Origin of the sequence: Pedobacter sp. CFBP9032 (assembly GCF_034045265.1) — a bacterium.
GTDB lineage: Bacteria > Bacteroidota > Bacteroidia > Sphingobacteriales > Sphingobacteriaceae > Pedobacter.
This window is the reverse complement of sequence record NZ_JAXCWE010000005.1, coordinates 395,466-421,491: the sequence shown is the minus strand read 5'-3', so window position 1 is coordinate 421,491 and position 26,026 is coordinate 395,466. Positions and strand designations below refer to the sequence as shown.

Genomic DNA, 26,026 nt, shown 5'->3' with positions numbered 1-26,026 from the left:
AAGGGAGTTTTCCACATTCTTAACAAATGTGGAAAACCTATGTTGAAAAAGTGTTAATATTACATTGAGTAATGAACAGAATTTAAAAATTTTTAAACAACTGATTCATAAAGATATGCAGTTCGAAATGTTAAAAGATAAGTCTTCAATTATCAAAGTAATTGGTGTTGGAGGCGGTGGCGGCAACGCGGTGAACCATATGTACCTGTCGGGTATTACTGGTGTGGATTTTATTATTTGTAATACAGATGCCCAGGCTTTGGAATCTAGTCCTATACCTAACAAGGTACAATTAGGTGCTAGTTTAACCGAAGGAATGGGTGCTGGTTCTATCCCGGAGGTTGGTAAAAACTCAGCGATAGAGAATATAGATGATATCAAAGCAATGTTAGGTAGCACAACCAAAATGCTTTTCATTACAGCAGGAATGGGTGGTGGTACTGGTACAGGTGCTTCTCCTATTATTGCTAAAGCTGCCAAAGAACTCGATATCTTAACTGTTGCCATCATTACTACTCCATTTTCTTTCGAAGGAAAAAGACGTCGCCTCCAGGCAGATGAAGGTATGGAAGAGCTGAAGAAATATGTTGATTCGTATTTAGTTATTTCCAACGACAGGTTGCGTGAGATTTTCGGAAACTTAACTTTAGGTTCTGCATTTGGTCAGGCTGATGATATCTTAACTACCGCTGCCAAAGGGATCGCAGAAATTATTACTGTTCCAGGTTACATCAACGTTGATTTTAAAGATGTGCGCACCGTAATGAAAGATAGTGGTGTAGCCATCATGGGTAGTCATTCTGCTGACGGTGAAGACCGCGCTTTAGAAGCCGTTGAAGGTGCTTTAGCCTCTCCGTTATTAAAAGACAATGAAATTGAAGGTGCCCGTTATATTTTGTTAAACATCAGCTCTGGTCTTCGCGAAGTAACCATGGATGAGGTTTCTATTATTACGGATTACATTCAGGATAAGGCAGGTTTATCTGCAGATTTAATCTGGGGTAACTGTACTGACGAATCTTTAGAAGATAAATTATCGGTAACTATTATTGCTACCGGTTTTCAAACTTCAGAAGAACGCGTTCATGAAGAAAAAAATAAAAAGAAAATATCACTATTAACGCCAGAAGAGGCACCATTGGTTCGTCCGATTGAGGCTGTAAACTCTTTCATTCAGCCTAAGGTAGATCCATCTTACGAGCCGGTTATGAAAGCTAAAGAAGAAGTTTCTCAGGCAGATCTTTTTGGTGGGATGTTTAATAAACCAGAACACCAACGTGTTCAGGAACCAGAAACGCACATCGTTCGCCATACCTTAATTGAAGAAGAACCTCAGGTAGAGGAGCCGAAAGAAACAGGATTTGAATTTGAGGTGAAATTAGCTGAGCCAAATTACGTTTTCGATACGCCTGCTGCCGAAGCAATTCCTGAACCAGAAATGCCAGTGGTAGGTTTGGATGATGATAAGAGCGATGAGTCTATGGAAGAGCAATTAAAAAAATCTAAAGAACGTATCTTGCGTTTAAAAGATCTAAGTATGAAATTGCGTACAACCAACGGACTTCAGGAATTAGAAAATGAACCAGCCTATAAGCGTAAACAAATGCAATTGCAGCAAGTTCAGCATTCTTCTGAGTCGCAGGTAAGCCGCTTCACATTAAGTAACGATCAGGATGGTGGTACAGAGATCAGACCAAACAACTCTTTTTTACATGATAATGTTGACTAAGTCAAAGTAAATATAATTTTAAGGCCCCCGATTTAAATCGGGGGCTTTTTTAGCATAATGGCAAGTTGTTAAAGGAGTAGGATAATTGCAGCTGGCTTTTTTTAGCTCGTTAAATAGCGTTAATTGACAAGTAAAGGACTAATACTGTTGATTTTAAGCCTAATAAATCGTAAATTCGCAGTAATTTCAGTATAATAAAAACACAATACATTGGATATATTTGATAAAATAGCAAAGCACATGGGGCCACTTGGTCAACACCAGAAATGGTCTCATGGGTATTTCTCATTTCCAAAATTAGAGGGAGAAATTGCACCGCACATGCAATTTAAAGGAAAAGAGCATTTGGTTTGGAGCTTAAATAACTATTTAGGTTTAGCGAATCATCCAGAGGTTAGAAAGGCAGATGCAGAGGCAGCAGCAGAATTCGGTATGGCTTACCCCATGGGTGCCAGAATGATGAGTGGTAACTCTAAGTACCACGAACAATTGGAGCAGGAACTTGCTGAGTTTGTGGGAAAGCCAGATGCATTTTTATTAAATTATGGCTATCAGGGTATGGTATCAATTATTGATACTTTGGTGGATAGAAATGATGTAATCGTTTACGATGCGGAATCGCATGCTTGTATTATTGATGGCTTGCGTTTACACATGGGTAAAAGATTTGTGTACCAACACAATGATATTGATAGTGCCCGTAAACAATTGGAACGCGCTACCAAACTTACCAAAGAATCCGGAGGTGGTATTTTATTGATCACTGAAGGTGTTTTTGGAATGAGTGGTGCGCAAGGAAAGTTAAAAGAAATTGTAGATCTTAAAAACGATTTCGAGTTCCGTATCCTGGTTGATGATGCTCACGGTTTTGGAACAATGGGTAAAACTGGTGCAGGTACACACGAGGCGCAAGATTGTATTGAAGGAATAGACGTTTACTTCGGTACTTTTGCAAAATCAATGGCTGGCATTGGTGCTTTTGTTGCTTCTACAGAAGAGATCACCAATTTCTTGAGGTATAACATGCGTTCCCAAACTTTTGCTAAAGCATTACCTATGCCGATGGTGAAAGGTTTGATCAAACGTTTGGAGTTATTAAAAAACAAACCTGAATTAAAAGATAAATTGTGGGAAATCGCAATGACGTTGCAGAAAGGCTTGCGTGAAAGAGGTTTCGATTTAGGTGTAACTAATTCAGTAGTAACACCGGTTTTCTTAAAGGGAGAATTAACGGATGCTACAGCAATAACATTCGACTTACGTGAAAATTACAGTATTTTTTGTTCAATTGTGGTTTATCCGGTAATTCCTAAGGGAATGATCGAGCTGCGTTTAATTCCAACAGCAGTACATACTCTGGAGGATGTTCAACGTACACTTGATGCTTTTAGCGAAGTTTTTGAGAAACTACAAAACGGTTACTACAAAGAAAATCAGTTTGCAGTTGTATAAATAACAAATTGAAAAAAGATAAGGCCAATCATTTAATTGATTGGCTTTTTTTTTGCATCAAATTAATGTTCATTCATCACCTATCTGGATGTTCATCAATAATCGTTATTCTAGACTTAACCAAGTCATTTAATATTTACAGAATCAATAAAAATTGTCTTAGTGTAATTTTTAGTCTAATCTAATTCTAATTAATGGGAGGTTAATTGAGTATATAATGATGTTAATTTAACATATATCCATTAGAATGGCTATTTCTTTATTTTATTTGTTTGTTTTAGCAGGTTTATTTTGAGTTTATTAATTTAATTTCATATAGTTTACCTTATTTGTTGTGTAAATTAATTTATGGTGTTACACTAAGTAAAAATAATATCGACACAGGGATTATTTTATATTAATATTGATTGAAATTTTGAATCTGATAATATATTTGGAGCATAATCATTAAGGATTAACCAAAACTAAGTCAGATGAAGAGATTTTTACAAAGTCTGTTCCTCCTCATTGCTATTTCTTCAACCACATTAGCACAGGAGAGAACAATCACAGGAACAATTACGTCCCGACCGGATGGATTACCCGTTCCTAACGCGAGTATCAAAATTAAAGGAACAACAATTTCAGGTTTCAGTGATGGAGCAGGTAGGTATTCCATCAAAACGCCATCAATCCCAGCAGTGTTGATCATTAGTTACATTGGCTATGTAAGTCAGGAAGTTAATGTTACTAATCAAAGTATTGTAAATGTAGGTTTGCAGGAAGATGCAAACCAACTCAATGAAGTGCTTGTGGTATCATATGGTACAACAAACAAGAAAGTTTTTACGGGTTCAGTTGGGCAGATAGATGCGAAGGATTTTGAAAAAAGGCCAATCACCAACGCTTTAAGTTCTGTTGTTGGATCGGTACCTGGAGTATCTACCACAATTGCCAGCGGTGCGCCAGGATCTAGTCCGGGTATTAGGATCAGAGGATTTGGTTCAATTAATGCCAGTTCTGATGCTTTGGTGGTTGTAGATGGCGCTGTTTATAATGGTGGCGTTTCAAACATCAATCCAGATGATATTGAAACTATTTCCTTATTAAAAGATGCGGCAACAACCGCACTCTATGGATCTCGCGCCAGTAATGGTGTGGTTCAAATCACTACAAAAAAAGGAAGAATAGGGAAGCCAACATTAAATTTCAAAGCGACTAGTGGCTGGCTTGGAAGGGGATTGCAAGAATATGAGCGGGTAGATGCCTTTCAATATTATCCGGTAATGTGGGAAGGATTACGCAATAGCTTAACTTACGGATCAGCCCGAATTCCTTTAACCACAGCAAATGGAATCGCGTCCGGCACTATTTCCAGTTATAACGGCATTAGTTATTCTGGCATTAATACCTTGTTAGGGTACAATCCCTTTAATGTTCCGGGTAATCAGATTGTTGGTTTAGATGGTGCCATTAATCCAAATGCACAATTGCTGTATGCCGATGATCTTGATTGGGCAGAACAAGCAGCACAGGGCGGTAAGCAAAGGCAAAATTACAATATGACTTATTCAGGCGCCAGTGAAACTACAGATTATTTTGGGTCATTTGGGTATACAAATGAAGAAGGCTATTTAGTTAAGTCATCACTAAAACGATATAATGCCAGGTTAAATGTAAATACGCAACCACTCAAGTGGTTTAAAACCGGAATCAATCTTGCGGGTACTTATATCGATTCGCAATTCGATAATGTAGATGATGGCGGGGGATCATCCTTTATTAATCCATTCTACATTTCCAGGTATATAGGGCCAATTTATCCGGTTAACCTTCATGATGCAGCAGGAAATTTAATTCTGGATGAGAACGGCAATAAACGTTACGACTTCGGTGATGGCCGTCCATTTTCGCAGGGAAGACATACGATATTTGAAAATCTTCAGGATTCTCAAAATGATGTCCGTGCCGGAATCACCAGCAGGGCTTATGCAACCATAAATCTTTACAACGGGCTAAAATTTACCACCAATATTTCCTTCGATCTTGAAGATATACATCGCCGTACTTATGACAATCCCATATTAGGTGATGGCGCACCGGCTGGTCGATCTTATCATTATTTATACCGCACAACAAATAGTACCTTCAATCAGATCTTGGATTACACAAAAGATTTCGGGAAGCACCATTTAGATGTTTTAGCGGCACATGAGAATTTTTCTTATCGGTACAACACTTTAACTGGTGCCAAAACTGGTCAGATTGTAGAAGGCATCGTGGAACTGCCTAACTTTTCTACCATCACATCTGCAAGTTCAAATGAAAATAATGCAACGGTAGAAAGCTATTTTTCGAGATTGAATTATAATTTCGACCAGAAATACTTGTTCAGTGCAAGTTTAAGGAGAGATGGAAATTCCAAGTTCGCCCCAGAGGTAAGATGGGATAACTTTTGGTCAGTTGGTGGCGGCTGGAATGTTAGTGAAGAATCGTTTTTTAAGGTTGGATGGATTGATCAGTTGAAGTTGAGGAGTTCTTATGGTGTTCTGGGCAATGCAGAAGGTTTGGGTAATTTCCCTTATCAGGCACTTTATCAATTGGGAAATAACAATGCCGCTGCACCTGGTCTTACTCAACAATCTTTAGCAAATAATGAATTAACCTGGGAAACTTCTAAAAACTTTGATGTTGGTATCGATTTCAGTTTGCTTAAAGGAAGAATTGGCGGAAGTTTCGAATACTATAACAGGATCACTGACGGTTTAATTTTCGATGTGCCTATTTCTTTATCAAGTGGAGGCACCACTGCATCTGCCACCAACAATTTCACCATTCCGACAAACATTGGTTCAATGCATAACAGAGGATTGGAACTTACCATTAATGCGCATGCCGTAAAATCTAATGACTTTAATTATCGCGTAGGCCTTAATTTGACGACCATTAATAATCAGATCACTAAAATGCCAGATCAGAACCCTATAATTATTGATGGGACTAAAGCATATAGTGTAGGGCATTCTGTTTACGATTTCTATTTAAGAGATTTTTATGGCGTAGACCCTCAAAATGGAGATGCTCTTTATAGAACAAATACCGTTACTTCAAATTCCAGAATCATTGGACAGGATACGCTTACCACAGTACACGGCGAAGCCAATCTCCGTTATGTTGGTGCTTCTTCAATTCCTGATTTAGCAGGATCAATGAACCATACGCTCAGTTACAAAAATTTCTCTTTGAATTTTCAGTTTACTTTCCAGCTTGGCGGAAAGGTTTACGATGGCGCCTATGCTTCATTAATGCATAGTGGCAACTATGGTACAGCACTCTCAACAGATATCCTTAATCGCTGGCAAACACCAGGACAGGTTACAAGTGTTCCCCGGATGGATGTTGGTCAGGTAGTTAACCTGGGTGGCGGTAACTCATCAAGATGGCTTACTAATGCAAGTTATTTACAACTTAATTCAGCCAATTTATCTTATAATATACCAAAGGAATGGCTTTCAAAAATCAACGCAAAAAATGCAAGTGTGTTTGTGAGTGGTGAAAATCTTGCCTTATTGAGTAAAAGAAAAGGAATGAATGTTTCTGGTTCATTCTCTGGCACAACAAACAACTCATATAACTATAGCAGAATCGTTTCTGTTGGATTAAATGTAACCTTCTAACAAAAACATCAGATAAAACGTTATGAAAAAAATATTTCAAAAAGGACTTTTAGCGCTCTCTATAATTACGCTATCCGCCGGATGTAAAAAGGAATACCTGGAAACCGCACCTACAAACCAGGTAGCCACAACTGATGCCTTCAGTTCCACCAAAAATGCCTGGGCAGCCGTAAACGGTATTCATAGAATTATGTTTTCTCAGGTGTTTGGTAACCAATCGCAGGGAGGGCAAAGTGGAAATATGCTGTATATGGATATCATGGGGGAAGATATGGTGATGAATACAACGTCTAGTTCGTGGTTGAGGAGTGAATACCAGTGGATAACCCACCGAAACCCTACTAGTGCTATTCTGCAGTATAACTATTCCTTTTATTATGTCATCATTGGCAATGCCAACATGATCATCGCCAATATCGATAACGCTGCAGGTACTGCTGCAGATAAAAATGCAATTAAAGGACAAGCATTGGTTTACCGAGCCTGGGCTTACTTCCAAATGGTACAACTTTTTGGAGAACGTTATGTAGCAGGTGCTGCAAATAGCAGCCTGGCAGTGCCAATAGTAACTACGCCAACCAAAGAACGCGTTCCAAGAAATACCGTTGCAGCGGTTTATGCCAGGATAAATGCAGATTTAGATGAAGCATTAGGTTTATTGCCAGCTTACGCTCGTGGTACTGATAAATCACAATTAAATCTAAATGTTGCCAGAGGGATTAAGGCAAGGGTAGCTTTAACACAGCAAAACTGGGCAGAGGCAGCCAGATTGGCTAGCCAGGCCAGAACGGGTTTTGTTTTAATGAGTGATGTGCAATATAAAGCAGGTTTTAATGATTATGGTAATGTCGAATGGATGTGGTCGTCTCGTATTACGTCAGATCAAACTAATTATTTTTATTCGTTTTTTGCTTTTATGTCCGCCAATTACAATTCAACGGTAATTCGCACCAGTCCAAAATCAATTTACTCCGTACTTTACAATAAAATTACACCAACTGATGTTAGAAAAGGCTTATGGGATCCAACAGGAAGAAATACCGCGGCATTTCCAATTCCGGCATCTGGATCGCGGTATCCTTACATGAGTAATAAATTCAGAGTGGCCGATTTGAACCTGAGCATTGGTGATGTTCCATATATGCGTGCAGCAGAAATGTACTTAATTGAGGCCGAAGCGTTGGCGAGAAGCGGCAACTTTACTGGCGCAGCAAACGCATTGTATCCCTTAGCCTTCAGCCGTGACCCAAGCTATGTATTATCAACCAATACAGGTAATGCATTGATTGAGGAAATTTTGACACAAAGACGTGTTGAGTTATGGGGAGAAGGGTTCAGGTTTTATGATTTGAAACGCTTAAATAGTCCACTGAACAGAACTGGTGGTAACCATAGCGGAACGGTAACCAATGGGGTATTATCTGTTCCTGCGAGTGATATCAAATGGCAGTTTCTTTTGCCTCAGGAAGAAATTAATGTAGGTAACGGTGTGGTTGTTCAAAATCCACAGTAGTAAAACAGATTCAGGCAACTGCTATTTTCAATAATGGAGTATAGCAGTTGCCTGTTCTTTTGTTTAGTCGGGTTCTATCCAGCTATTGACGGTGATTTACTTTCACAAAAAGGTTACAAAAGGGTTTTATTGCCTTTATGATTAACTAACGATAGGTTTCGGTTGGATTTGCCCCTAAAATGACTTTAACAATTGAGAAAACAATTTTCGGGAGTTATTTTTCTCAATTTATATTTTTGTTTGTCCACTAAACCGTTTAAATTAGAGTTAGGTAATTAAAAATCAAACCTTTAAAATTATAGGAGTACTAAGAAATGAAAAAATTTGAAGAAGTGAAAAGTTTAGTTGCAGCTTTAGAAGCTGACGCGGATAAGTTTTATACCAAAGGCAATAGTGCTGCCGGAACCCGTGTGCGTAAAGGCATGCAGGATCTAAAAAACTTAGCCCAGGCCATCCGTTTGGAAGTACAGGAAGCAAAGAATAAAGATTAACAGATATTGAGATATTTTTATAAGAATCCTGCCTCTGAGAAATTAGGAGGCAGGTTTTTTTTAATTCAGGGGCAAAAGCTTATAATCATCTGCATAAGTTCCCTCGCTAAATTGTACCAGTTTTTGTTTTGAGAAACGGAAAAACTTGAAGTTTTCCGTCAGTGCATTATAGGTTCGATAAATAATCATCTCACGCTCATCTCCATAGACCTGCACCGCAGATCGGTTAGAATTTTTAAATTCCTGTTCGGTCATGCCAATAGAAAATTTAGGTTCGTAATACTGAATCGGATTACAGCCCATTAGCGTTGCCGCCAATAGGGACATTAACAATAGCTTTCTCATTTCGTGTTTAATTTGTGTGTAGCATGTCGCATTCAATTTTTATGCCTGCATAGTATTCTTAAACGGAATATTAAACAAAAATGTAGGAAATGAATATTTTCAATTTTAACTTATTAATTATGAGTAGTATACGTAGCGTAACATTTCGGGTATACACAAAAAAAACAGGTTGAACTATTGCTAAATACACGGCAAAAGTTCAACCTGTTTTTCAATAAAAAATACTTCTTATTTTAGCGTGTCTATCAGTAGCTACACTAGTTGAGAGTTTTTTTCAATTTCATTTATAATAGCCTGTTCTAAAGCTGAAGATGCTTTAATAAGAGGTAATCGAACCGTGTCGCCACAAACACCTAAGTGTTTAAGCGCAGCTTTAATTCCGGCAGGGTTTCCTTCGGCGAAAGCCAAACGTGTAAACTCAACAAGGCTTAAGTGTGCTGGAACCGCAGTTTTAAAATCACCAGCTAAGCACTGCTTCACCATATCAGAAAACTGCTTTGGTAAAGCATTGGCAACAACGGATATAATTCCTGATGCCCCTAAAGCAATCATAGGTAGCGTAATCGGATCATCCCCCGAGATTAATAAAAAGTCTTCAGGTTTATCCCGCATAATCTGGTTAAACTGGTCAAAACTTCCTGATGCTTCTTTAGTGGCAATGATATTTTTAAAATCATGTGCTAATCTGCAGGTTGTTTCCGGAGTCATGTTGCTCATGGTACGTCCCGGTACGTTATATAGAATCAGGTCTAAAGGAGAAACTTCAGCCAGGTATTTATAATGCTGATAAATTCCCTCTTGTGTAGGTTTGTTATAATAAGGACTTACAGATAAGATGGCATGATAACCTGTTGCGTCAAAAGCTTTAATGTCTTCGGCAACGGCAAGCGTATTGTTGCCGCCAATTCCAGCAACTAATGGTAATCTATTGTTGTTAATTTCAGCAGTATAAGCCCATACCTTCTTCTTCTCTTCCTTGGTCATCGTAGCGGTTTCGCCCGTTGTACCTAAAGAAACGAGGTAATCTATCCCTCCGTCGATCAAATGATTAATCAGGTTTTTTAAACCGTTATAATCAACAGATCCATCTGCATTAAAAGGTGTAACCAATGCCACACCAGTACCCTGAAATTTGTTCATTATATATTGTAATTATTGAATTTTGAGTGAGAGATTGACCGAATGCTTATCTTCTGCCATTCACTAAATCTATCATTCCTTTTTTATTTTAACATTTCTAAAAGTTCTTGATCACTGATAATCGGAACCTTCAATTTGGTTGCCTTTTCCAATTTGGATGGCCCCATATTATCTCCGGCAACCAGGTAGTTCAGCTTGCCAGATATTCCACTCAGTATCTTACCACCGTTGGCTTCAATCATATCTTTGAGTTCATCCCGATTATAATTTTCAAAAACGCCCGAAATTACGAATGTTTTTCCAATAAGTTTATCACTGGCCAGTTCAATTAGCTTTTCTTCAATTTCAAAGTGCAATTTTGCCAATTTTAGTAATTCTATTTGCGACAAATGCTCTTTTTTTGCGAAGTATTCAATAATACTCTCTGCAATTCGTTGCCCAATCTCATCAATAGCAATCAATTCTTCAAGAGTAGCCTTAGCCAGGTTGTCTATGTTTTTTATTCCGGCCGCCAGTTTCTTTGCTACCGTTTCGCCTACATAGCGAATCCCTAAGCCAAAAAGAACCTTTTCAAAAGGCATCTCCTTTGATTTTTCTATACCTATTAGCATATTATCAATAGAGCGTTCGCCAAATCGATCCAGCACCTTTAACTGATCTGCTTTTTGATATAAGGTATACAAATCGCTGATGTGATTTACTAAACCGTGTTTATAAAAGGTTTCAATAGTTTCATCGCCCAAGCCATCAATATTCATCGCTTTGCGGGAAATAAAATGTTGTATTTTTCCCACAATCTGTGGTGGACAGCCTTCATCATTTGTGCAATAGTGAACCGCTTCACCTTCCTTTCTAATCAGCTCCGTTCCACACTCCGGGCAGTTATGCAGATAATGTACTTTCTTAGCATCTGGCAAACGTTTATCAAGATTTACCTTGATGATTTTAGGAATAATTTCTCCGCCCTTCTCCACAAAAACAGAATCGCCCTCATGCAGATCCAGTCTTTCAATTTCATTAGCATTGTGCAACGTGGCTCTTTTTACGGTAGTACCTGCCAGTAGAACGGGTTTAAGGTTTGCAACTGGTGTAACCGCTCCGGTACGGCCAACCTGGTAAGTTACTTTATCTAAAATCGTTTCTACCTCTGCTGCTTTATATTTATAAGAGATTGCCCAGCGGGGAGATTTAGCCGTAAAGCCAAGTTCCTGCTGTTGGGCATAACTATTTACCTTAATTACAATTCCATCAATATCATAGCTTAATTTGAAACGCTCATTCTCCCAATGGTGAATAAATGCCAGTACATCATCAATATTTGAAACCAGGCGGTTGTGCTCACAAACATGGAATCCCCAATCTTTTACTGCTTCAAGGCTATCCCAGTGGTTTTTAAATTCATTTTTTTCAGTATAAAGGAAGTAAATAAATCCATCAAGCGGTCGTTTAGCTACCTCTTTACTGTCTTGCATTTTGATGGTTCCCGAGGCAAAGTTCCGTGGATTGGCATAAGGAATTTCTCCAAGTTCTTCACGGGCAGCATTTAAGCGTAAGAAGGCGGCTTTATGCATGAAAATTTCTCCGCGAATCTCAAAATGTTCTGGGGTCTGATCGGCTTTAATTTGATGGGGAATGGTGTGAATGGTTTTCACATTGTTGGTCACATCATCACCTTTAGTACCATCACCACGCGTTACAGCCCTAACAAGTTTCCCGTTTTCATAGGTTAAACTTATTGATAAACCATCGAACTTAAGCTCGCAAACGTATTCGAAATTATCGCCTATAGCTTTGCGGATCCGCTCGTCGAAATCGCGAAGATCTTGTTCGTTATAAGTATTGCCCAGCGAAAGCATCGGGTATTTGTGCTGAACAGTCACAAAGTTTTTGGTGATATCGCCACCAACACGTTGAGTAGGGGAGTTTGGGTCAGCAAAATCTGGATTTGCTAACTCTAGTTCTGTCAGCTGCTTTAGCTTTTTATCAAATTCAAAATCACCGATAGTTGGCATAGCCAGCACGTAATAATTATAATTGTGCTGGTTAAGTTCGGCAACCAGCGCATCCATTTCTTCTTTAATTGTAAACAGCGACATAACACAAAGATAAAAAAGGTTAACATGCTTTTATGTTTTGAAGAACAAAAAGCTAGGGACAAGGAGTGATATTAATACTTACTTGTTTTTTATAGAAAACAAGTGCAACTGCTATTAGGCTGGATCTTGATTGGTATTTTTATTTAAGAGTTGAAGAAACTCAATTAAACCAATAGCTTCTGTATTGTTTGGTAGCGGATATCTCTCGGTACCGGAGTAAACAACAAATTTTTCTGTTGCGCCAATATCTTCACAAGCGATGTGAAAACCCTTTGTAATTTTTGGCGATGCGGATCTTTTCACTTCAACCGCCCAGATTTTATGATTCGGACCTTCCAAAACAAGATCAATTTCTGTTTGTGTGGCTGATCTATAATAACTGTATTGCCATTTACTGGATAACTGACCAATAATGTTTTCTACCACAAAGCCTTCCCAGCTTGAGCCTAATGCCGGGTGTCCCAGTAAATCTTCAAGGCTGGAAATGTTGAGTAACTTATGTAAAATGCCTGTATCACGAATATAGATTTTAGGAGATTTTACCAATCTTTTTTTTGTATTCCCTGCCCATGGTTGCAGTTGCCTCACCATGTAAAAATCTGTTAATACATCCAGATATAGTTTAACCGTTGGATGACTTACCTCCAGGCTTTTGGCTAAATCGGTATAAATAACTTGCTGTCCGTTAAAGTGCGCCAACATAGACCAAAATCTTTTTAGGCGGTTTGCCGGGATGCTTGGTCCCATTAATGGAATATCACGTTCTACATAAGTTGAGATGAAGTCATTTAACCATTCCCAGCTTTCTTCTGCATCTATAGCAAGAAAACTTCCTGGAAACCCACCTCTAAACCATAATTTTTCTACGCTAAAACCGAGTTGATCATGGTTGTAAATTTCCAGTGCATTAAAAGGCGTAAGTTCTATGTACCTGATCCTTCCTGCCAGTGTTTCAGATGAAAGTTGTAATAAATCTCTGGATGCTGAGCCCAAAAGCAGAAAATGACCAGCTTGTTCACCTGCCCTCCGCCTGAGGTCTACGATTCCTCTTAAGTTGGGAAAAAGATCTGGTTTACGCTGCACCTCATCTATAATCAGGATCACATTTTCGAATCTTTTTAAATAGCTTTCAGAATCCTGAAGTTTATTGATATCAGTATCAAGTTCAAGATCCAGATAGCTCGTTTTTTTAGCTGAAAATTCGCCGGAGATTTGAAATGCCAGCGTTGTTTTACCAACTTGCCGCGGCCCTAAAAGCGCAACTATTGGAACACTTTTTAAACCTTTAACAATTTTTTGTTTAATTAACCTTTCAATCATAACCTTGTAATTTGAAACCCTGGATTTCAGATTACAACAAATATACTGTTAAACCTTGTAATTTGAAAGTGTCACTTTCAAATTACAAGGTTGTTGAGGTTTTAGTGTAGATTATTTAAGTTAGTTTAACTTCAATCTCCTCAAAAATATTCATAAAGTCTTTTGATAAAATAGACTTGAAAATTCCCAGCTGAAATGTAAGCTCCTGCAATTGAAATTCATTTAAAGTTTCGGGCCAGAGGCGCATGCAAATTCTATTTAACGCATAACTGATATTCTCGAGCTTTTGATAGCTTAACAAGTATTTACTGCTGATGAAGCTTTCTAGAAATTTTGTAAAAACAGCCTGGTTTTTAAGACCGCAGTGTTCAAGAAAGTCGGCTAAAGAATTTCGATCTACAGCGATTAGCTTATTATAAAAGTGATTAACTTGGATAAGGTTGTGCTCAACTAATAAATGATCTAACAGTAATTCTAAACCAATGTGTGCTAAAAATGAAGGCCGAACTGCCGTATCTACCACGATGGGTTTGATCAGTTCTTTCAATATTGCCGTTTTTTCAAAAAAGAAATGAGAGGAATGGAAATGAAGGTCAACAGCCAGATGCCTTTTCCAGCCTTTAAGTAAGTTTTCCTCATCAGTGTTCCCCTTAAAAAGGAATTCATTTTTTTGAGGATAAAGGTTAGCCTCTTTTGATGCATTTTTAATCAGATCTGGTAAAACAGTTCCCATCACCACATTTGCATCCTGTGTTAATTTATCAAAATAATAATGGGATAGAAAGTTCATGCTGCAAGGTAATATTTTCTTTAGTTATGCAAAATGCCAAGTGTAAAAAGGTGTGGAAGGATAACATATTGTTTTGTAAATTGTAATGATAATTTTATCGCCGAAAAGAATCCAATCATGCCAGATCATAAACCTTACAGAATCCTTGCTTTAGATGGTGGTGGTACCTGGGCCCTAATGCAAGTAAAGTGCCTGCGTAAACTATTTGCCGAAACTTTCAATAATCCAGATGCAACAGGGCACGAGGTTTTGAGTTATTTTAACTTGGTGGCAGCCAATAGTGGTGGCAGTTTAGTTGCCGCAGCACTGGCAGAAAATCTTCGCTTGTCTGAAATAGAAAAGATTTTTGATGAGGAGAAAATAAGAAGCAAGGTCTTTTCAAAATTAGGTTTCTGGGAAAAGAGTTTACTTTCCAGTGTAGCCAGAATTTTTAAAATTGGTGCAAAGTATGCCACGAAAAGGAAGCATTCTGCTTTAAAAGAAATTTTACCGGGCGTAGCAGCAATTGATTTAGTGAATGTTCCATCGCATGTTGCCTTAAAAGGCAATGTTAAAACACATTTCCTGATCATTGGATATGATTATTACCGCAATCGCGCCGAAATGTTCCGAACTGATATAAATAGCAAGGCATCTACCGCAAGTATAGTGCAAAAACTAAGTGGTTCAACCGATAAATTTACAGATACTGGTGGCGGAATTACGCTGGTTGATGCCATTCACGCATCAAGTACTGCGCCAGTAAATTATTTTAATGAGCCAGCTACATTTAAGGTAAATAATAAAATGAAATCTTACTGGGATGGTGGTGTAACCGGGAACAATAATCCTGTGCTTGCAGCCGTAACGGAAGTGCTTTGCAATCGCGATCAGTATCATATTGGACCAATTCAGGTACTGTCAATCGGTACGGGTTCAGTTGCCCAGTTACAATATGATGAAGATAAGCCAGTAAAATACGATGAACTTCGAGCGAAATACGAAGAACCAGGGCTAATCAGGGATATTCAAAAAATGAGTACCAGTATTTTAAATGATCCGCCAGATACAGCTGCTTTTGTGGCGTACATGATTCTAAACCCTTCCATGCCAGCAAAGCCGGGAGATTTTATTCGGATAAATCCTGTTTTGCGCCCAATTTTAACAGATGGACCGAACGGAAAACATTGGGATTTACCATCGGGAATTACGAAAGAAGAATACGTAGCCCTAAATGCAATGGATATGGATGCTGTTGAAGAGAAGGAGGTGTCACTTTTAAAGAAAATGTGCGAAAACTGGTTGAATAATGAAGGGATACCAAATCAATCTATTAGAAGTGATTCGCAGTTAAATTGCCTGATTGGTCATCCGGATTTTAATGCCGCAAAAACTGATTTCAAAAGCTGGTTTGCCTGATCAACTAATTTGCATTAAAGTAAGTGAAAATTTTATCTTTGCACGCACTAGAATTAAATTGCTTATACAATGACGAATTTTGTTGAAGAGTTAAGGTGGCGCGGCATGCTGCATGATATTATGCCACATACTGAAGAAAAGTTAAACGAAGGCATGACTTCCGGTTATATCGGTTTTGATCCTACAGCTGATTCCCTTCACGTTGGTCACTTAACGCAAATCATGACTTTAATTCACTTCCAGAATGCAGGGCATAAACCTTTTGCTTTGGTTGGTGGTGCTACGGGTATGGTTGGCGATCCTTCTGGTAAATCGGATGAACGCAACCTGCAAACACCAGAAATGATTGAGCACAACCTGAAAGGGATGAAAGCACAACTTTCTAAATTCTTAAAATTTGAAGAAGGTGGAAATGGTGCGGTGATGGTAAATAATGCCGATTGGTTTAAAGATATGAATCTTTTTACGTTTATCAGGGATGTGGGTAAACACATTACGGTAAATTACATGATGGCAAAAGATAGCGTGAAAAGACGCTTAGAAGGTGATTCTGGTTTATCTTTTACTGAATTTTGCTACCAATTAATTCAAGGATACGATTTTTATCATTTATGGAAAAATGAGAACTGCCTGGTTCAAATGGGCGGATCAGATCAATGGGGAAATATTGTAACCGGTACCGAACTGATCAGAAGAAAAGATGCCGGAACTGCTTATGCAATTACTACCCAGCTGATAAAAAAAGCCGATGGAACCAAATTTGGTAAAACCGAAAGTGGTGCTGTTTGGTTAGATCCTGCGAAAACATCTCCGTTTAAATTCTACCAGTTCTGGTTAAATGCATCAGATGATGATGTGAAAAAATGGATTCGTATTTTCACCTTAAAAACTCAGCAGGAAATTGAAGCCTTAGAAGCAGAACATAATACGGCCCCTCACTTGCGTATTTTGCAAAAAGCGTTAGCAGAAGATATCACCATTAAAACACACTCTACCGAAGCTTTAGAAACAGCTATAAAAACCTCCGAATTTTTATTCGGAAACGGATCTTTAGCCTTTTTAAATGGATTAACAGAAGAACAGGTTCTGGATATTTTTGATGGAATTCCGCAACATACAATTTCTGCAAAGGAATTAAATGATGGTATTGATGCCGCGAGTTTATTAGCAGAAAAGTCGACTATTTTCCCTTCAAAAGGAGAAGCTAAAAAGACCATTCAAGGTGGTGGTGTATCTGTAAATAAAGAAAAAGTAGCAGATATGGCTCAAATATTTAACAGTGAGCATTTAATTAACAATAAGTTTATCGTTGTGCAAAAAGGAAAGAAAAATTACTTTCTGATCATTGCAGAATAGAAATCAGGTTCAACAAAAAATGCTCAATTTTCATTGAGCATTTTTTTTGTTAATATTAATTAAGCTTAATGTTTAGCATCAGCTGGGGTATTTGATATTGAATCAGCTAGCATTTGTCCTTTAGCCGTGTCTCTTGTAACCGTATCCACTTTGTTGGTATCTGTATAAGTCATTGTACTATCCGCATTTTCCTGATCTGCTTGTTTTCCATTGCATGAGGCTACAAATAAACCCGTAACCGTTAATGCTGCTAAAAAGATATTTTTCATAATTTAAGTTTTGTCTTAAATAATCGTTTTTAGCTAAGAATTGTTTCGAGAAAGTTAGTTTTTGATTTGCGAACTATATTTAGATGGGTTAAGGATTTAAATAAAAGTACTATAATTAAGCCAAGATGAATTTTTTGAAGGTTTTTCAGTTCCGAGAAATAAAGAAATTATGAGGGTTTTTAAAGATTTAGACCTCGTTGAGCAATTAGGTTCTGGAGTTCCAAGGATCTTAGAAACCTATTCTAAAACTTGTTTCAAATTTTCTGATAATTTTTTAAGAATGTCTTTTCCAATTAACATAGAAAGAATTATTATTCCTAATAAAGGTGGTGCAATAGGTGGTGCAATGGGTGGTGCAATGGGTGGTGCAATAGGTGGTGCAATACTTGAATTAACGGAGAGACAAAATGAAGTACTATCAATAATAGCAGAAGATCCCGCTATTAGCTATAGATTAATCGCCAGGCATTTAAATATTAATGAATCAGCTGTGCTTAAGCACATTAATATTCTGAAAGAGAAAGGCTTTATTGTGCGTAAGGGTGGCACAAGGGGTAAATGGGAGATCTTGATTAACTAACTATTTTCTGAAAAACTTATGGCATAATTACTGCACCAACAAATTACAACCTCTAATATCCGCATTGTCAAATCGACCCAGCACTTCAAAATTCCCATCCGAATTTATTTTGCCCAGATCCTGAGTAGCAATAAACGCGCAAGAATTAACGTTCGCAAGGTCAATTACATTAATTCCACCCGTTTTTCCCTGTGCAATCAATGTTAAAGGGTCATTCGTATCACGAACAAGTATTTTCATCCAGCCCGGGCATTGGAAAACTCCTTCGCCTAAAGAATAGGCCTGAGAAAGTAATTCCGTCATGCCATATTCGCTATGGATCGCTGGCACACCAAATCCTTTGGTAAGTTGCTCATGAAGTTCTTCCCTAACCATTTCCTTGCGTTTTCCTTTCATGCCACCGGTTTCCAGCACAATAAGCTCTGGGAAATGGAGATCGAAATTTTCAATAAAATCCAACAATGCATAGGTAACGCCAATGAGGACTGTTGGCTGATTTTTGTTTTTAAGATCGGTTAACGTATGTAGGAGATCGTCATGATTGTAAAGAAAATATCCGCTTTGCGGGTGGGTACTTTTCTCTATCAAATCATTAACCATGTAAATTAGTGAAGAACCTGATCGTTGTTGGTAGGAGGGAAGTAAGGCTAAAAAACAATAATCAGATACCTTTCCATAAAACTGTTCAAAAGCTTGCAGATAACTTTGTTCATATAAACTCACATCGGTTACATGATGACTACTTTGAACCATCCCTGTTGTGCCCGAACTACTGAAAGTAATTTCTATTGGTTTCTGACTGCTTAAAACGGAATGGGTTTTGAAAAATCCAATTGGCAGAAAAGGGATCTGTTCAATATCCAGCACCTGATTTAAATCAATTTTTAAATGATAAATATATTCTTTGTAGACCTGGCAATTCACTGCCTGAAATTTGAAAGTAGCTAAAGCCTGCGCCTGAAATGCCTTTTCATCGTTAACTGAAAAGATGTTTTTTGATATAGAATTCACCTGGCAAAAGTACGAAGCCTTAAGCTATTTTTTCGTCAGTTTTTTTCGCAAGCATTGCCATTCTGAACTGATAACCACAATAACCACTAATTCCGGCAACAAGGCCACTGATTAATCCGGTAACCAGCAATAAAACCCACCAGACTTTAACGCCTGTCATTACCGCAACGCGGCTGGCAAGCAAATTATCATTTGGTAAACTTTTAAATAAGGAATAACCAATCCACAATAAGAAAATTGCAAAAAAAGATTGCCAGAAGGCAATTTTGCCTGTTTTACCAATAATGCCGCAAGTAGCAAAAGCGACCACGATGATTACCCACCAGGGTGCAATCATTTGTAAAAGGAAACAGATTATAGCGATAACAATGAAAACCATTTTTATTATTTAGAAATTTTTAAACGAGAGATAATTTTACCAGATTCATCATCTGGCGTTTGCATGTAAAACAAATCGTAAAGCTGGCCCTTTGCCCAGGTATCGATCATGTTATCATAAAACTTACTTCCGGGGTTGCCCGATTGGCCGCCTGGATAAACGCCATGCCCTTTAGGGTTTTTTCCAAGTTCAATCACCATTCTCCAGGATGGGCCATTTGTTTCACTTATTGCATTTATCGTACTTTTTGCACCGCCAATCTGCAATACTTTGGAACCAAAACCTGGTATTTTTGCCAAGTGCGGTACATTGGTTTGTTTTACGTTAGACCATCTCCAATCTTTATTTATTGGTCCAAATCTGCGTTCCAAACTGTCGCAACTATATTTAAATGCCTCATTAACTAAATCAGGCAATGTTTCCTGCGGGGTGGTATTTACATTATCATACCATCTTGCGTTTGGCTCTTTCAAAATCATTTCAACTGTGCGGTCTCTGGAAGGATAGCGCATAGGAATACCCTTCATTGTAAATTCATCATCCCAGATATTAAAGGCCAGGCGCTTGGTCCAGATCTCAAAAACACTTGCTGCAATTTCATCCGCATCATAACGTTTATTCCATTTTGTTAAATAATTTAAAGCCTCTCTTTGGGTGGCATTCAAATGATCTGCATTAAGCAGGGGCATCACAGCAGGCAGGAGGTTTTGAGCCAGAATGCTATAGTTATCAGTCTGCATCAGCCTGATGCTATCCATTGTAGCTTTGGTCATGGCACCAAGGCGATCATTAATTCTCTTCCCTCTTTCATAAGGGGCAAACTCCCAGTTGAGGTAGTAAGGATAAGTCTGATCCGTAGAGGATTGATTTGCAGAACTCACAAAACCTCTGGGTGGATTTTTTACAGTAGGGTTTTGAGCAGCCGGAATCCAGCCTTGCCAATCGTAGGCCGGGTCTGTTCCATCTAAAATAAACTTACCCTGATTTTTCCATTTGAGTGGGAATTTGCCATTTGGTGTAATGGCGATATCATTATCTATACTGGCGAAAACAAAATTTTGTGCAGGTGCGGTATAATAGGTTAATGCTTTTCTATAATCATTATAATTTTTGCCACGATTCAGGTAGTAAAAAGTCATGAGTTCGTTAGATTCATCATGGGCAATCCAACGGAGTGCATTACCTACCGGAATATTACCCGCTTTTACAAAGTTTGCTTTTTGCAGATAAACCACCGGGCCCTGGTGCGTGTAATACACCGTATCAATCAAGTCTTTGCTTCCGCGGATTTTAATTACCTCCAGGCGTTTAGTTGTTTTATTCCACTTGTTATTATACCAATATTCATTGTGCGAATTATCCTTAAATTTTACCTGGTAAAAATCAAGCACATCGGCGGCAACATTGGTTACGCCCCAGGCAATTTTCTGGTTGAAGCCAATGATAATTCCTGGTGCACCAGGAAGCGAAACCCCATAGGTATTTACCCCTGGCGCATGTAACTGAATCTGGTACCAGATAGAAGGGAGGCTCAAATCCAAATGTGGATCGTTGGCTAGAATCGGATATCCGGAGGCTGTTTTGCTCCCAGATAATGCCCAGTTATTGCTCCCAATACCTTCTACTTTCTCTTTTGTTCTTACGTCTCCGGTTTGAGATGCGATAAAGCTTTCCGGGGTTTTAGGAATCGGCAGTGGTGAAAAGTTCCATTTCGTGCCTACCGGGATAATCGGATCTTCTTTGTAAGGATAATCGGGAAACAGATCTTTGGTAATTTCCGAACCGAACTTTTTTAAGATATTGGTCATGTAGAATTCATCAGAACCCATCGCTAAAACAGCCGACATTTGTTTTAAGAGCAATGCACATTTTAAAGGAGTCCAGTTTTCTGGCTTAAAATCCAAGATTTTATATTCTATCGGATAGTTGGAATGGGATAAGGTTTTAATGTATGCATTAATTCCCTCCGTATAAGCCAGAATCATTTCCTTAGATTTTGGGTCCACCATCATTCCTTTTAACGACTTTTCTGCGCCGTACACCATGCCCATTCTGCGCTGGTAACGATCACTTTTCCGTGCAGGTTCTGAAACCACTACTTCACTAATTCTACCTGCGGCAAACCGGGTTTGAAAATCCATCTGCCAAAGGCGGTGCATGGCCGTTACATAGCCTTGAGCCAAATAAAGATCATGATCATTCTGGGCAAAAATGTGCGGAATCATCCGATCGTCGAAAACGATTTCAACCTTGTCAATCGCCCCCTTGATCTTCACCTTATGGTTGAACATAAAATGATTATTTTCTGCATTTTGCCAGAAACCCATAAATGGATTCAAAAATTTCAAAACCGGAGGAGCACTTCCAATTTTCGTATTAAAAAGGAAAGCAAGGCTTATGGGTATGATAATGCAGAATAGCGCTTTTAATTTGTTCATCATGGTTTGCAGAAATCTCAAGAGTACTCCGTTAAAGTAAACTGATGATTGATAATGATTGCAAAATACAACAAACTGAATGTCAATCAAAATTATAAATTCAATAGTGAATTATTATGCATACATAATTTGTTTTATTCGAAAAAAGAGTTTAAGTTTAGGTAACTAATACTACAAACAACCAAATTACAATCGTTTATGAGCAGAATTTATACACAGGTCTTCTATGTGTTATTATTTGTATGCGCCATTCATTCAGCGGTACAGGCACAAAGCATTACGGTTAGTGGAACCGTGAAAGACAGGCAATCAAAAGAAGGACTGGCTGGCGTAAGCCTTGTCATTAAAGGGCAGTCTGGCGGAACAGCATCGACTGCAAACGGAACATTTAGTTTTTCTACTACTGCAAAGCTTCCATTTACCCTGGTGGCATCTTATGTTGGCTATGGTTCGGTAGAACAACAAATTACAACGAATACTTCTGCTATTGTACTGGAGCTTGAAACGGCAGTAGTTCTAGGTGGTGATGTAGTTATTTCAGCTTCCAGAACACCAGAACGTATTCTGGAATCTCCGGTTTCCATCGAACGAATGAGTGCTGCTACCATCAGGGATATTGCTGCACCTTCATTTTATGATGCATTGAACAATATGAAAGGTGTGGAAAGCAGCATGCAGAGTTTAACATTTAAATCGATTAATACACGTGGTTTCAACTCCAACGGAAATACCCGTTTCAATCAATATATTGATGGAATGGATAATCAGGCACCTGGACTGAATTTTTCTGTAGGAAACATTGTCGGGATAACAGAATTAGATATTGATAATGTAGAACTTTTACCTGGTGCATCTTCTGCGTTATATGGCGCTGGCGGTATTAATGGAACATTGTTGATGACATCCAAAGATCCTTTTAAATATCAGGGACCAAGCTTTCAATATAAATCGGGTATCAACCATGTTAATGATGATAATAGCAGTGTGCAACAGTTTAACCAGCTTGATGTTCGGGTGGCAAAATCATGGAATAATAAATTTGGGGTAAAAGCAGCATTCTCCTTTTTACAGGCTAAGGATTGGATAGGGAACAATTTTTCCAATTTCGATCGTAATTCCAGAACGGCAAAAAGTGGCGACCGGAATAGTGACACCAATTATGATGGAATCAACTCTTATGGTGATGAAGTGAGCCAGAACATGCGCAACGTGGCCTTAAGTGTTCAAAATGCAACAATTGCTGGTATAAACGCAGGTTCGGGCGGAGCAATTCCAAATATTAAAGCATTAATGGATGGTGCTTTTGGAGCTACAATTCCTAATGGACCGCAACAAGCAGGTTTCTTAGCTGGATTACCTGCTGCCTTAAGGCCAGCGGTGCAAAATTATCTTCCGTTTTATGTAGGCTTAAAAGCAAACCTAATCCCTGATCAAAATGTATCCAGAACGGGGTATAATGAAGAGAACCTCGTAGATTATGATACCAAATCCATGAAAGCATCCGGAGCACTCTACTATAACTTTACCAACACCATTCAGGCCGTAGCGCAAGCCAATTGGGGAACAGGAACTTCGGTTTATACAGGTTCAGATCGTTATTCGCTACGCAATTTTAACATTGGCCAGTATAAAATAGAATTAAAGGGGCAAGATTTTTATTTAAAGGGTTATACTACACAGGAGCGATCTGGTGATTCTTATATTTCTTCTATTCTGGGAAGTTATATTAATGAGGTTTCAAAACCATCCACCACCTGGTTTCCGCAATATATTGGCAACTATGTAGGTGCGAGGGCAGCTGGCCAAACTGATGCTGCTGCACATGCGCTGGCTAGAGGCGTGGCCAATCAAGGGCGTTTTATCCCTGGTACACCACAATTCGAATCAGCAAAAAATACAATTCTTAATAATACCATCAGCTCAACAGTAATTAATGCTGCAGATCCTTCAAAAAGTGTTTATGGGGCAAAATTTGATGATAAATCAAACTTATATCACTACGAAGGAATGTACAATTTCACCAATGCCTTTAATAATGTAGTGGAGTTTCAGGTGGGGGCATCCTATCGTTTATATGATCTGAATTCGGCCGGAACAATCTTCAATGATCTAAATGAATCAATTGATATTGATGAATATGGGGCATTTGCACAAATTGGAAAGAAGCTCTTTAACGATAAGGTAAAGATCACTTTTGCCGGCAGATATGATAAAAGCCAGAATTTTGAAGGTCGTTTTACACCAAGGGTTACAGGCGTTTTTACTGTAGCTAAGAATAATAACATCAGGGCATCTTACCAAACAGGCTACCGCAATCCAACCACACAAAATCAGTACATCGACCTTTCGGTAGGTGGCGGATCGCAACGTTTAATTGGCGGCTTGCCCGAAATCATCTTTGGTAAATATAAACTGGATACAAACAGACCGTTTACAGATGTAAGTTATCGTGCATTCCTGGCATCTGCAGCCACTGGTACACCAAACCCCGCATTGCTCCAACAATATACGTTAGATAGCAGAGGCGTTCGTCCGGAAAGTGTTCAGTCTTACGAATTGGGATATAAAGGTTTAATTTTGCCAAACCTCTTGGTTGATGCTTATGGCTACTATAATACTTACAAAGATTTTATCACCGCGGTTGATGTTTATCAGAATGTAGGTACACTTGCAAATCCAACTTTTGTTAAATTCGGGGTTCCGGTTAATGCCGAAGGCGAAGTAACTTCTTACGGCGCTGCTTTAGGTCTTGATTACCTGATTAACAAATGGACCATGAGTGGAAATGTTTCTTACAATCAGATTGGGGATTTGCCTGTAAATTACATCAATGACTTCAATACCCCGAAAATCCGGTTTAATTTAGGTTTAGGCAACCGGGAAATTATCAGAAACTTTGGTTTTAATGTGAATTACCGCTGGCAGGATAAATTTTATTGGAATTCATCATTTGCATCTGGAGATGTTCCGGCATACAGTTCATTGGATGCGCAGGTTAGTTTAAAAATTCCTTCAGTAAAATCATCTATTAAACTCGGCGGATCAAATGTGATGAATAAATATTATATCACCTCATATGGTAATCCGGCTGCGGGTGCAATTTATTATATCGCATATTCTTTTAATCCATAATAACACTATCGGTATGAAAAGCCCTCTATGCCTTTTTAAAGCATAGGGGTTTTTTTATGTCTTAGATTAATGGAATCAGGGCATTATTTTTGAGCATAGCTAAAAATCCTTTAAACTAAAACAAACCCCAATAACTGAACAACATGAAAAAAGTATTGACCATTTTCGCCATCAGTTTAGCACTGATAGCCTGTAACAGTAAACAAAAAAACAATAATTCTGGTGGTGAGCAAGATACCAGCATGACTTTAGCTGATAGACCTGTAGAAAAAAATCCAGCAGTAGAAGCAGATACGATTGTGTGGGCAAAAGTTCCGGAACTTAAAAATATTGGAACCTTTCCATTTTTTGCGCCCACAGGAGATGTGATAATTGCAGATGTGAAAAATGGCGCATCAGAGATTATAGATTATGCCCAGCTTAATAATTATACTGGCTCCGGAATTTATCCAACCAAAGGGAAACTTGGGCTAATGTTTTTTGAAGAGCACAATGGCAAGCCTTTTAATAAGTTGTTATTTGATGATACCTTCGATGATTGGGTGGAGAAATTGGGGGCTACACTTATTTATGAAGGAATCTTTCCAGCAGATGAGGGTGCCAAAAGTAAACTTAAAGAAAACCTCTATAACGGTAAAAAAAGAACTTTTTCTTTAGGTGATGACGAACCTTTTGCAGTATATGCCTTTAAAAATAATGGTAAAAAATACGTAATCAATGTGCAATCCAATTCTGCACAGGGTCAGGTCTATGTGATGGAGCTGGAGTAATGATATAATAGGTTAAAAGGCCGAGCAGTAAATTGAAGACAGTGGGCTAAAACCCGCGGGGATTCTTCGCTGCACCTGAATGACAGCGAACGGCAAAACCATGCTTATCCATCTCGCTATCGCCACCCTGCTATCCGGTCTGCGAAGTGATGGAAGGAGAA

At 38.5% G+C, this 26,026-nt stretch carries 19 protein-coding genes and 1 pseudogene; 11 read left to right on the top strand and 9 right to left on the bottom strand.

Translation table 11 applies throughout. The features are described from left to right. The first annotated feature begins 115 nt into the window (after positions 1 to 115). From ftsZ to SOM16_RS12495, 5 genes are all read left to right on the top strand, one after another. A complete protein-coding gene (gene ftsZ / locus SOM16_RS12515; RefSeq protein ID WP_320464347.1) occupies positions 116 to 1,729 on the top strand; it encodes a cell division protein FtsZ in 1,614 nt (537 codons plus the stop codon). A gap of 210 nt (positions 1,730 to 1,939) precedes the next feature. Further along, complete coding sequence (locus tag SOM16_RS12510) at positions 1,940 to 3,181, top strand: aminotransferase class I/II-fold pyridoxal phosphate-dependent enzyme (RefSeq protein WP_320464334.1); 1,242 nt, start codon at positions 1,940 to 1,942, stop codon at positions 3,179 to 3,181. Between the two features lie 473 nt (positions 3,182 to 3,654). After that, positions 3,655 to 6,837: a SusC/RagA family TonB-linked outer membrane protein gene (locus tag SOM16_RS12505; protein WP_320464333.1), complete on the top strand. Its 3,183-nt coding sequence runs from the start codon at positions 3,655 to 3,657 to the stop codon at positions 6,835 to 6,837. Between the two features lie 22 nt (positions 6,838 to 6,859). Next, positions 6,860 to 8,350: a RagB/SusD family nutrient uptake outer membrane protein gene (locus SOM16_RS12500; RefSeq protein ID WP_320464332.1), complete on the top strand. Its 1,491-nt coding sequence runs from the start codon at positions 6,860 to 6,862 to the stop codon at positions 8,348 to 8,350. A gap of 314 nt (positions 8,351 to 8,664) precedes the next feature. Next, a complete protein-coding gene (locus SOM16_RS12495; protein WP_320464331.1) occupies positions 8,665 to 8,841 on the top strand; it encodes a histone H1 in 177 nt (58 codons plus the stop codon). Positions 8,842 to 8,901: 60 nt separating this feature from the next. Here the strand turns inward: SOM16_RS12495 and SOM16_RS12490 are convergent, their stop codons facing one another. The 5 genes from SOM16_RS12490 to SOM16_RS12470 form a co-directional block, all read right to left on the bottom strand. Further along, positions 8,902 to 9,186, bottom strand: a complete 285-nt coding sequence (locus SOM16_RS12490) for a hypothetical protein (protein WP_320464330.1) — start codon at positions 9,184 to 9,186, stop codon at positions 8,902 to 8,904. 252 nt (positions 9,187 to 9,438) lie between these two features. Next, positions 9,439 to 10,326, bottom strand: a complete 888-nt coding sequence (gene dapA, locus SOM16_RS12485; protein WP_320464329.1) for a 4-hydroxy-tetrahydrodipicolinate synthase — start codon at positions 10,324 to 10,326, stop codon at positions 9,439 to 9,441. A gap of 83 nt (positions 10,327 to 10,409) precedes the next feature. Beyond that, on the bottom strand, positions 10,410 to 12,422 hold the full coding sequence (ligA, locus tag SOM16_RS12480; RefSeq protein ID WP_320464328.1) for an NAD-dependent DNA ligase LigA: 2,013 nt from the start codon (positions 12,420 to 12,422) through the stop codon (positions 10,410 to 10,412). 114 nt (positions 12,423 to 12,536) lie between these two features. Beyond that, positions 12,537 to 13,742: an ATP-binding protein gene (locus SOM16_RS12475; RefSeq protein WP_320464327.1), complete on the bottom strand. Its 1,206-nt coding sequence runs from the start codon at positions 13,740 to 13,742 to the stop codon at positions 12,537 to 12,539. Positions 13,743 to 13,857: 115 nt separating this feature from the next. Then, on the bottom strand, positions 13,858 to 14,532 hold the full coding sequence (locus tag SOM16_RS12470) for an ACP phosphodiesterase (RefSeq protein WP_320464326.1): 675 nt from the start codon (positions 14,530 to 14,532) through the stop codon (positions 13,858 to 13,860). Positions 14,533 to 14,649: 117 nt separating this feature from the next. On the opposite strand from SOM16_RS12470, the gene SOM16_RS12465 reads away from it, so the two are divergent. Together SOM16_RS12465 and tyrS are read left to right on the top strand one after the other, a co-directional pair. After that, positions 14,650 to 15,930 (top strand): patatin-like phospholipase family protein, encoded by a 1,281-nt coding sequence (locus SOM16_RS12465; protein WP_320464325.1) that lies wholly within the window; start codon positions 14,650 to 14,652, stop codon positions 15,928 to 15,930. Between the two features lie 69 nt (positions 15,931 to 15,999). Further along, positions 16,000 to 17,286, top strand: coding sequence for a tyrosine--tRNA ligase (gene tyrS / locus SOM16_RS12460; RefSeq protein ID WP_320464324.1), 1,287 nt, complete (start codon positions 16,000 to 16,002; stop codon positions 17,284 to 17,286). 65 nt (positions 17,287 to 17,351) lie between these two features. Here tyrS and SOM16_RS12455 read toward each other — a convergent pair whose 3' ends face one another. Continuing rightward, positions 17,352 to 17,555: a hypothetical protein gene (locus SOM16_RS12455; protein ID WP_320464323.1), complete on the bottom strand. Its 204-nt coding sequence runs from the start codon at positions 17,553 to 17,555 to the stop codon at positions 17,352 to 17,354. A gap of 139 nt (positions 17,556 to 17,694) precedes the next feature. On the opposite strand from SOM16_RS12455, the pseudogene SOM16_RS23185 reads away from it, so the two are divergent. Both SOM16_RS23185 and SOM16_RS12450 read left to right on the top strand, forming a co-directional pair. Further along, positions 17,695 to 17,790, top strand: a pseudogene (locus SOM16_RS23185) (ATP-binding protein); the annotation flags it as partial. A 45-nt stretch (positions 17,791 to 17,835) separates the two neighbouring features. After that, positions 17,836 to 18,135 (top strand): winged helix-turn-helix transcriptional regulator, encoded by a 300-nt coding sequence (locus tag SOM16_RS12450; protein WP_341850291.1) that lies wholly within the window; start codon positions 17,836 to 17,838, stop codon positions 18,133 to 18,135. A 27-nt stretch (positions 18,136 to 18,162) separates the two neighbouring features. Here the strand turns inward: SOM16_RS12450 and SOM16_RS12445 are convergent, their stop codons facing one another. Genes SOM16_RS12445 through SOM16_RS12435 form a run of 3 tightly spaced genes read right to left on the bottom strand, consistent with a single transcriptional unit; the run spans position 18,163 to position 21,966 of the window. Beyond that, complete coding sequence (locus SOM16_RS12445; protein WP_320464321.1) at positions 18,163 to 19,146, bottom strand: acyl transferase; 984 nt, start codon at positions 19,144 to 19,146, stop codon at positions 18,163 to 18,165. Positions 19,147 to 19,165: 19 nt separating this feature from the next. Further along, positions 19,166 to 19,525 carry a hypothetical protein gene (locus SOM16_RS12440; protein ID WP_320464320.1) on the bottom strand — a complete coding sequence of 120 codons (360 nt, stop codon included), beginning with the start codon at positions 19,523 to 19,525 and terminating at the stop codon, positions 19,166 to 19,168. A 5-nt stretch (positions 19,526 to 19,530) separates the two neighbouring features. Continuing rightward, entirely contained in the window at positions 19,531 to 21,966 is a 2,436-nt protein-coding gene (locus tag SOM16_RS12435) for a penicillin acylase family protein (protein WP_320464319.1), read from the bottom strand. Between the two features lie 195 nt (positions 21,967 to 22,161). On the opposite strand from SOM16_RS12435, the gene SOM16_RS12430 reads away from it, so the two are divergent. Continuing rightward, a complete protein-coding gene (locus tag SOM16_RS12430; RefSeq protein WP_320464318.1) occupies positions 22,162 to 25,095 on the top strand; it encodes a TonB-dependent receptor in 2,934 nt (977 codons plus the stop codon). 143 nt (positions 25,096 to 25,238) lie between these two features. Beyond that, positions 25,239 to 25,865, top strand: a complete 627-nt coding sequence (locus tag SOM16_RS12425) for a hypothetical protein (RefSeq protein ID WP_320464317.1) — start codon at positions 25,239 to 25,241, stop codon at positions 25,863 to 25,865. Positions 25,866 to 26,026: the final 161 nt, after the last annotated feature.

Excerpts from the sequence above, each read along its gene's own strand:
- tyrS (WP_320464324.1), top strand. The coding sequence starts at position 16,000 with ATGACGAATTTTGTTGAAGAGTTAAGGTGGCGCGGCATGCTGCATGAT.
- ftsZ (WP_320464347.1), top strand. The coding sequence starts at position 116 with ATGCAGTTCGAAATGTTAAAAGATAAGTCTTCAATTATCAAAGTAATT.
- SOM16_RS12440 (WP_320464320.1), bottom strand. The coding sequence starts at position 19,525 with ATGGTTTTCATTGTTATCGCTATAATCTGTTTCCTTTTACAAATGATT.
- SOM16_RS12455 (WP_320464323.1), bottom strand. The coding sequence starts at position 17,555 with ATGAAAAATATCTTTTTAGCAGCATTAACGGTTACGGGTTTATTTGTA.
- SOM16_RS12465 (WP_320464325.1), top strand. The coding sequence starts at position 14,650 with ATGCCAGATCATAAACCTTACAGAATCCTTGCTTTAGATGGTGGTGGT.
- SOM16_RS12450 (WP_341850291.1), top strand. The coding sequence starts at position 17,836 with ATGTCTTTTCCAATTAACATAGAAAGAATTATTATTCCTAATAAAGGT.
- SOM16_RS12475 (WP_320464327.1), bottom strand. The coding sequence starts at position 13,742 with ATGATTGAAAGGTTAATTAAACAAAAAATTGTTAAAGGTTTAAAAAGT.
- SOM16_RS12495 (WP_320464331.1), top strand. The coding sequence starts at position 8,665 with ATGAAAAAATTTGAAGAAGTGAAAAGTTTAGTTGCAGCTTTAGAAGCT.
- ligA (WP_320464328.1), bottom strand. The coding sequence starts at position 12,422 with ATGTCGCTGTTTACAATTAAAGAAGAAATGGATGCGCTGGTTGCCGAA.
- SOM16_RS12500 (WP_320464332.1), top strand. The coding sequence starts at position 6,860 with ATGAAAAAAATATTTCAAAAAGGACTTTTAGCGCTCTCTATAATTACG.
- SOM16_RS12435 (WP_320464319.1), bottom strand. The coding sequence starts at position 21,966 with ATGATGAACAAATTAAAAGCGCTATTCTGCATTATCATACCCATAAGC.
- SOM16_RS12430 (WP_320464318.1), top strand. The coding sequence starts at position 22,162 with ATGAGCAGAATTTATACACAGGTCTTCTATGTGTTATTATTTGTATGC.
- dapA (WP_320464329.1), bottom strand. The coding sequence starts at position 10,326 with ATGAACAAATTTCAGGGTACTGGTGTGGCATTGGTTACACCTTTTAAT.
- SOM16_RS12490 (WP_320464330.1), bottom strand. The coding sequence starts at position 9,186 with ATGAGAAAGCTATTGTTAATGTCCCTATTGGCGGCAACGCTAATGGGC.
- SOM16_RS12470 (WP_320464326.1), bottom strand. The coding sequence starts at position 14,532 with ATGAACTTTCTATCCCATTATTATTTTGATAAATTAACACAGGATGCA.
- SOM16_RS12505 (WP_320464333.1), top strand. The coding sequence starts at position 3,655 with ATGAAGAGATTTTTACAAAGTCTGTTCCTCCTCATTGCTATTTCTTCA.
- SOM16_RS12425 (WP_320464317.1), top strand. The coding sequence starts at position 25,239 with ATGAAAAAAGTATTGACCATTTTCGCCATCAGTTTAGCACTGATAGCC.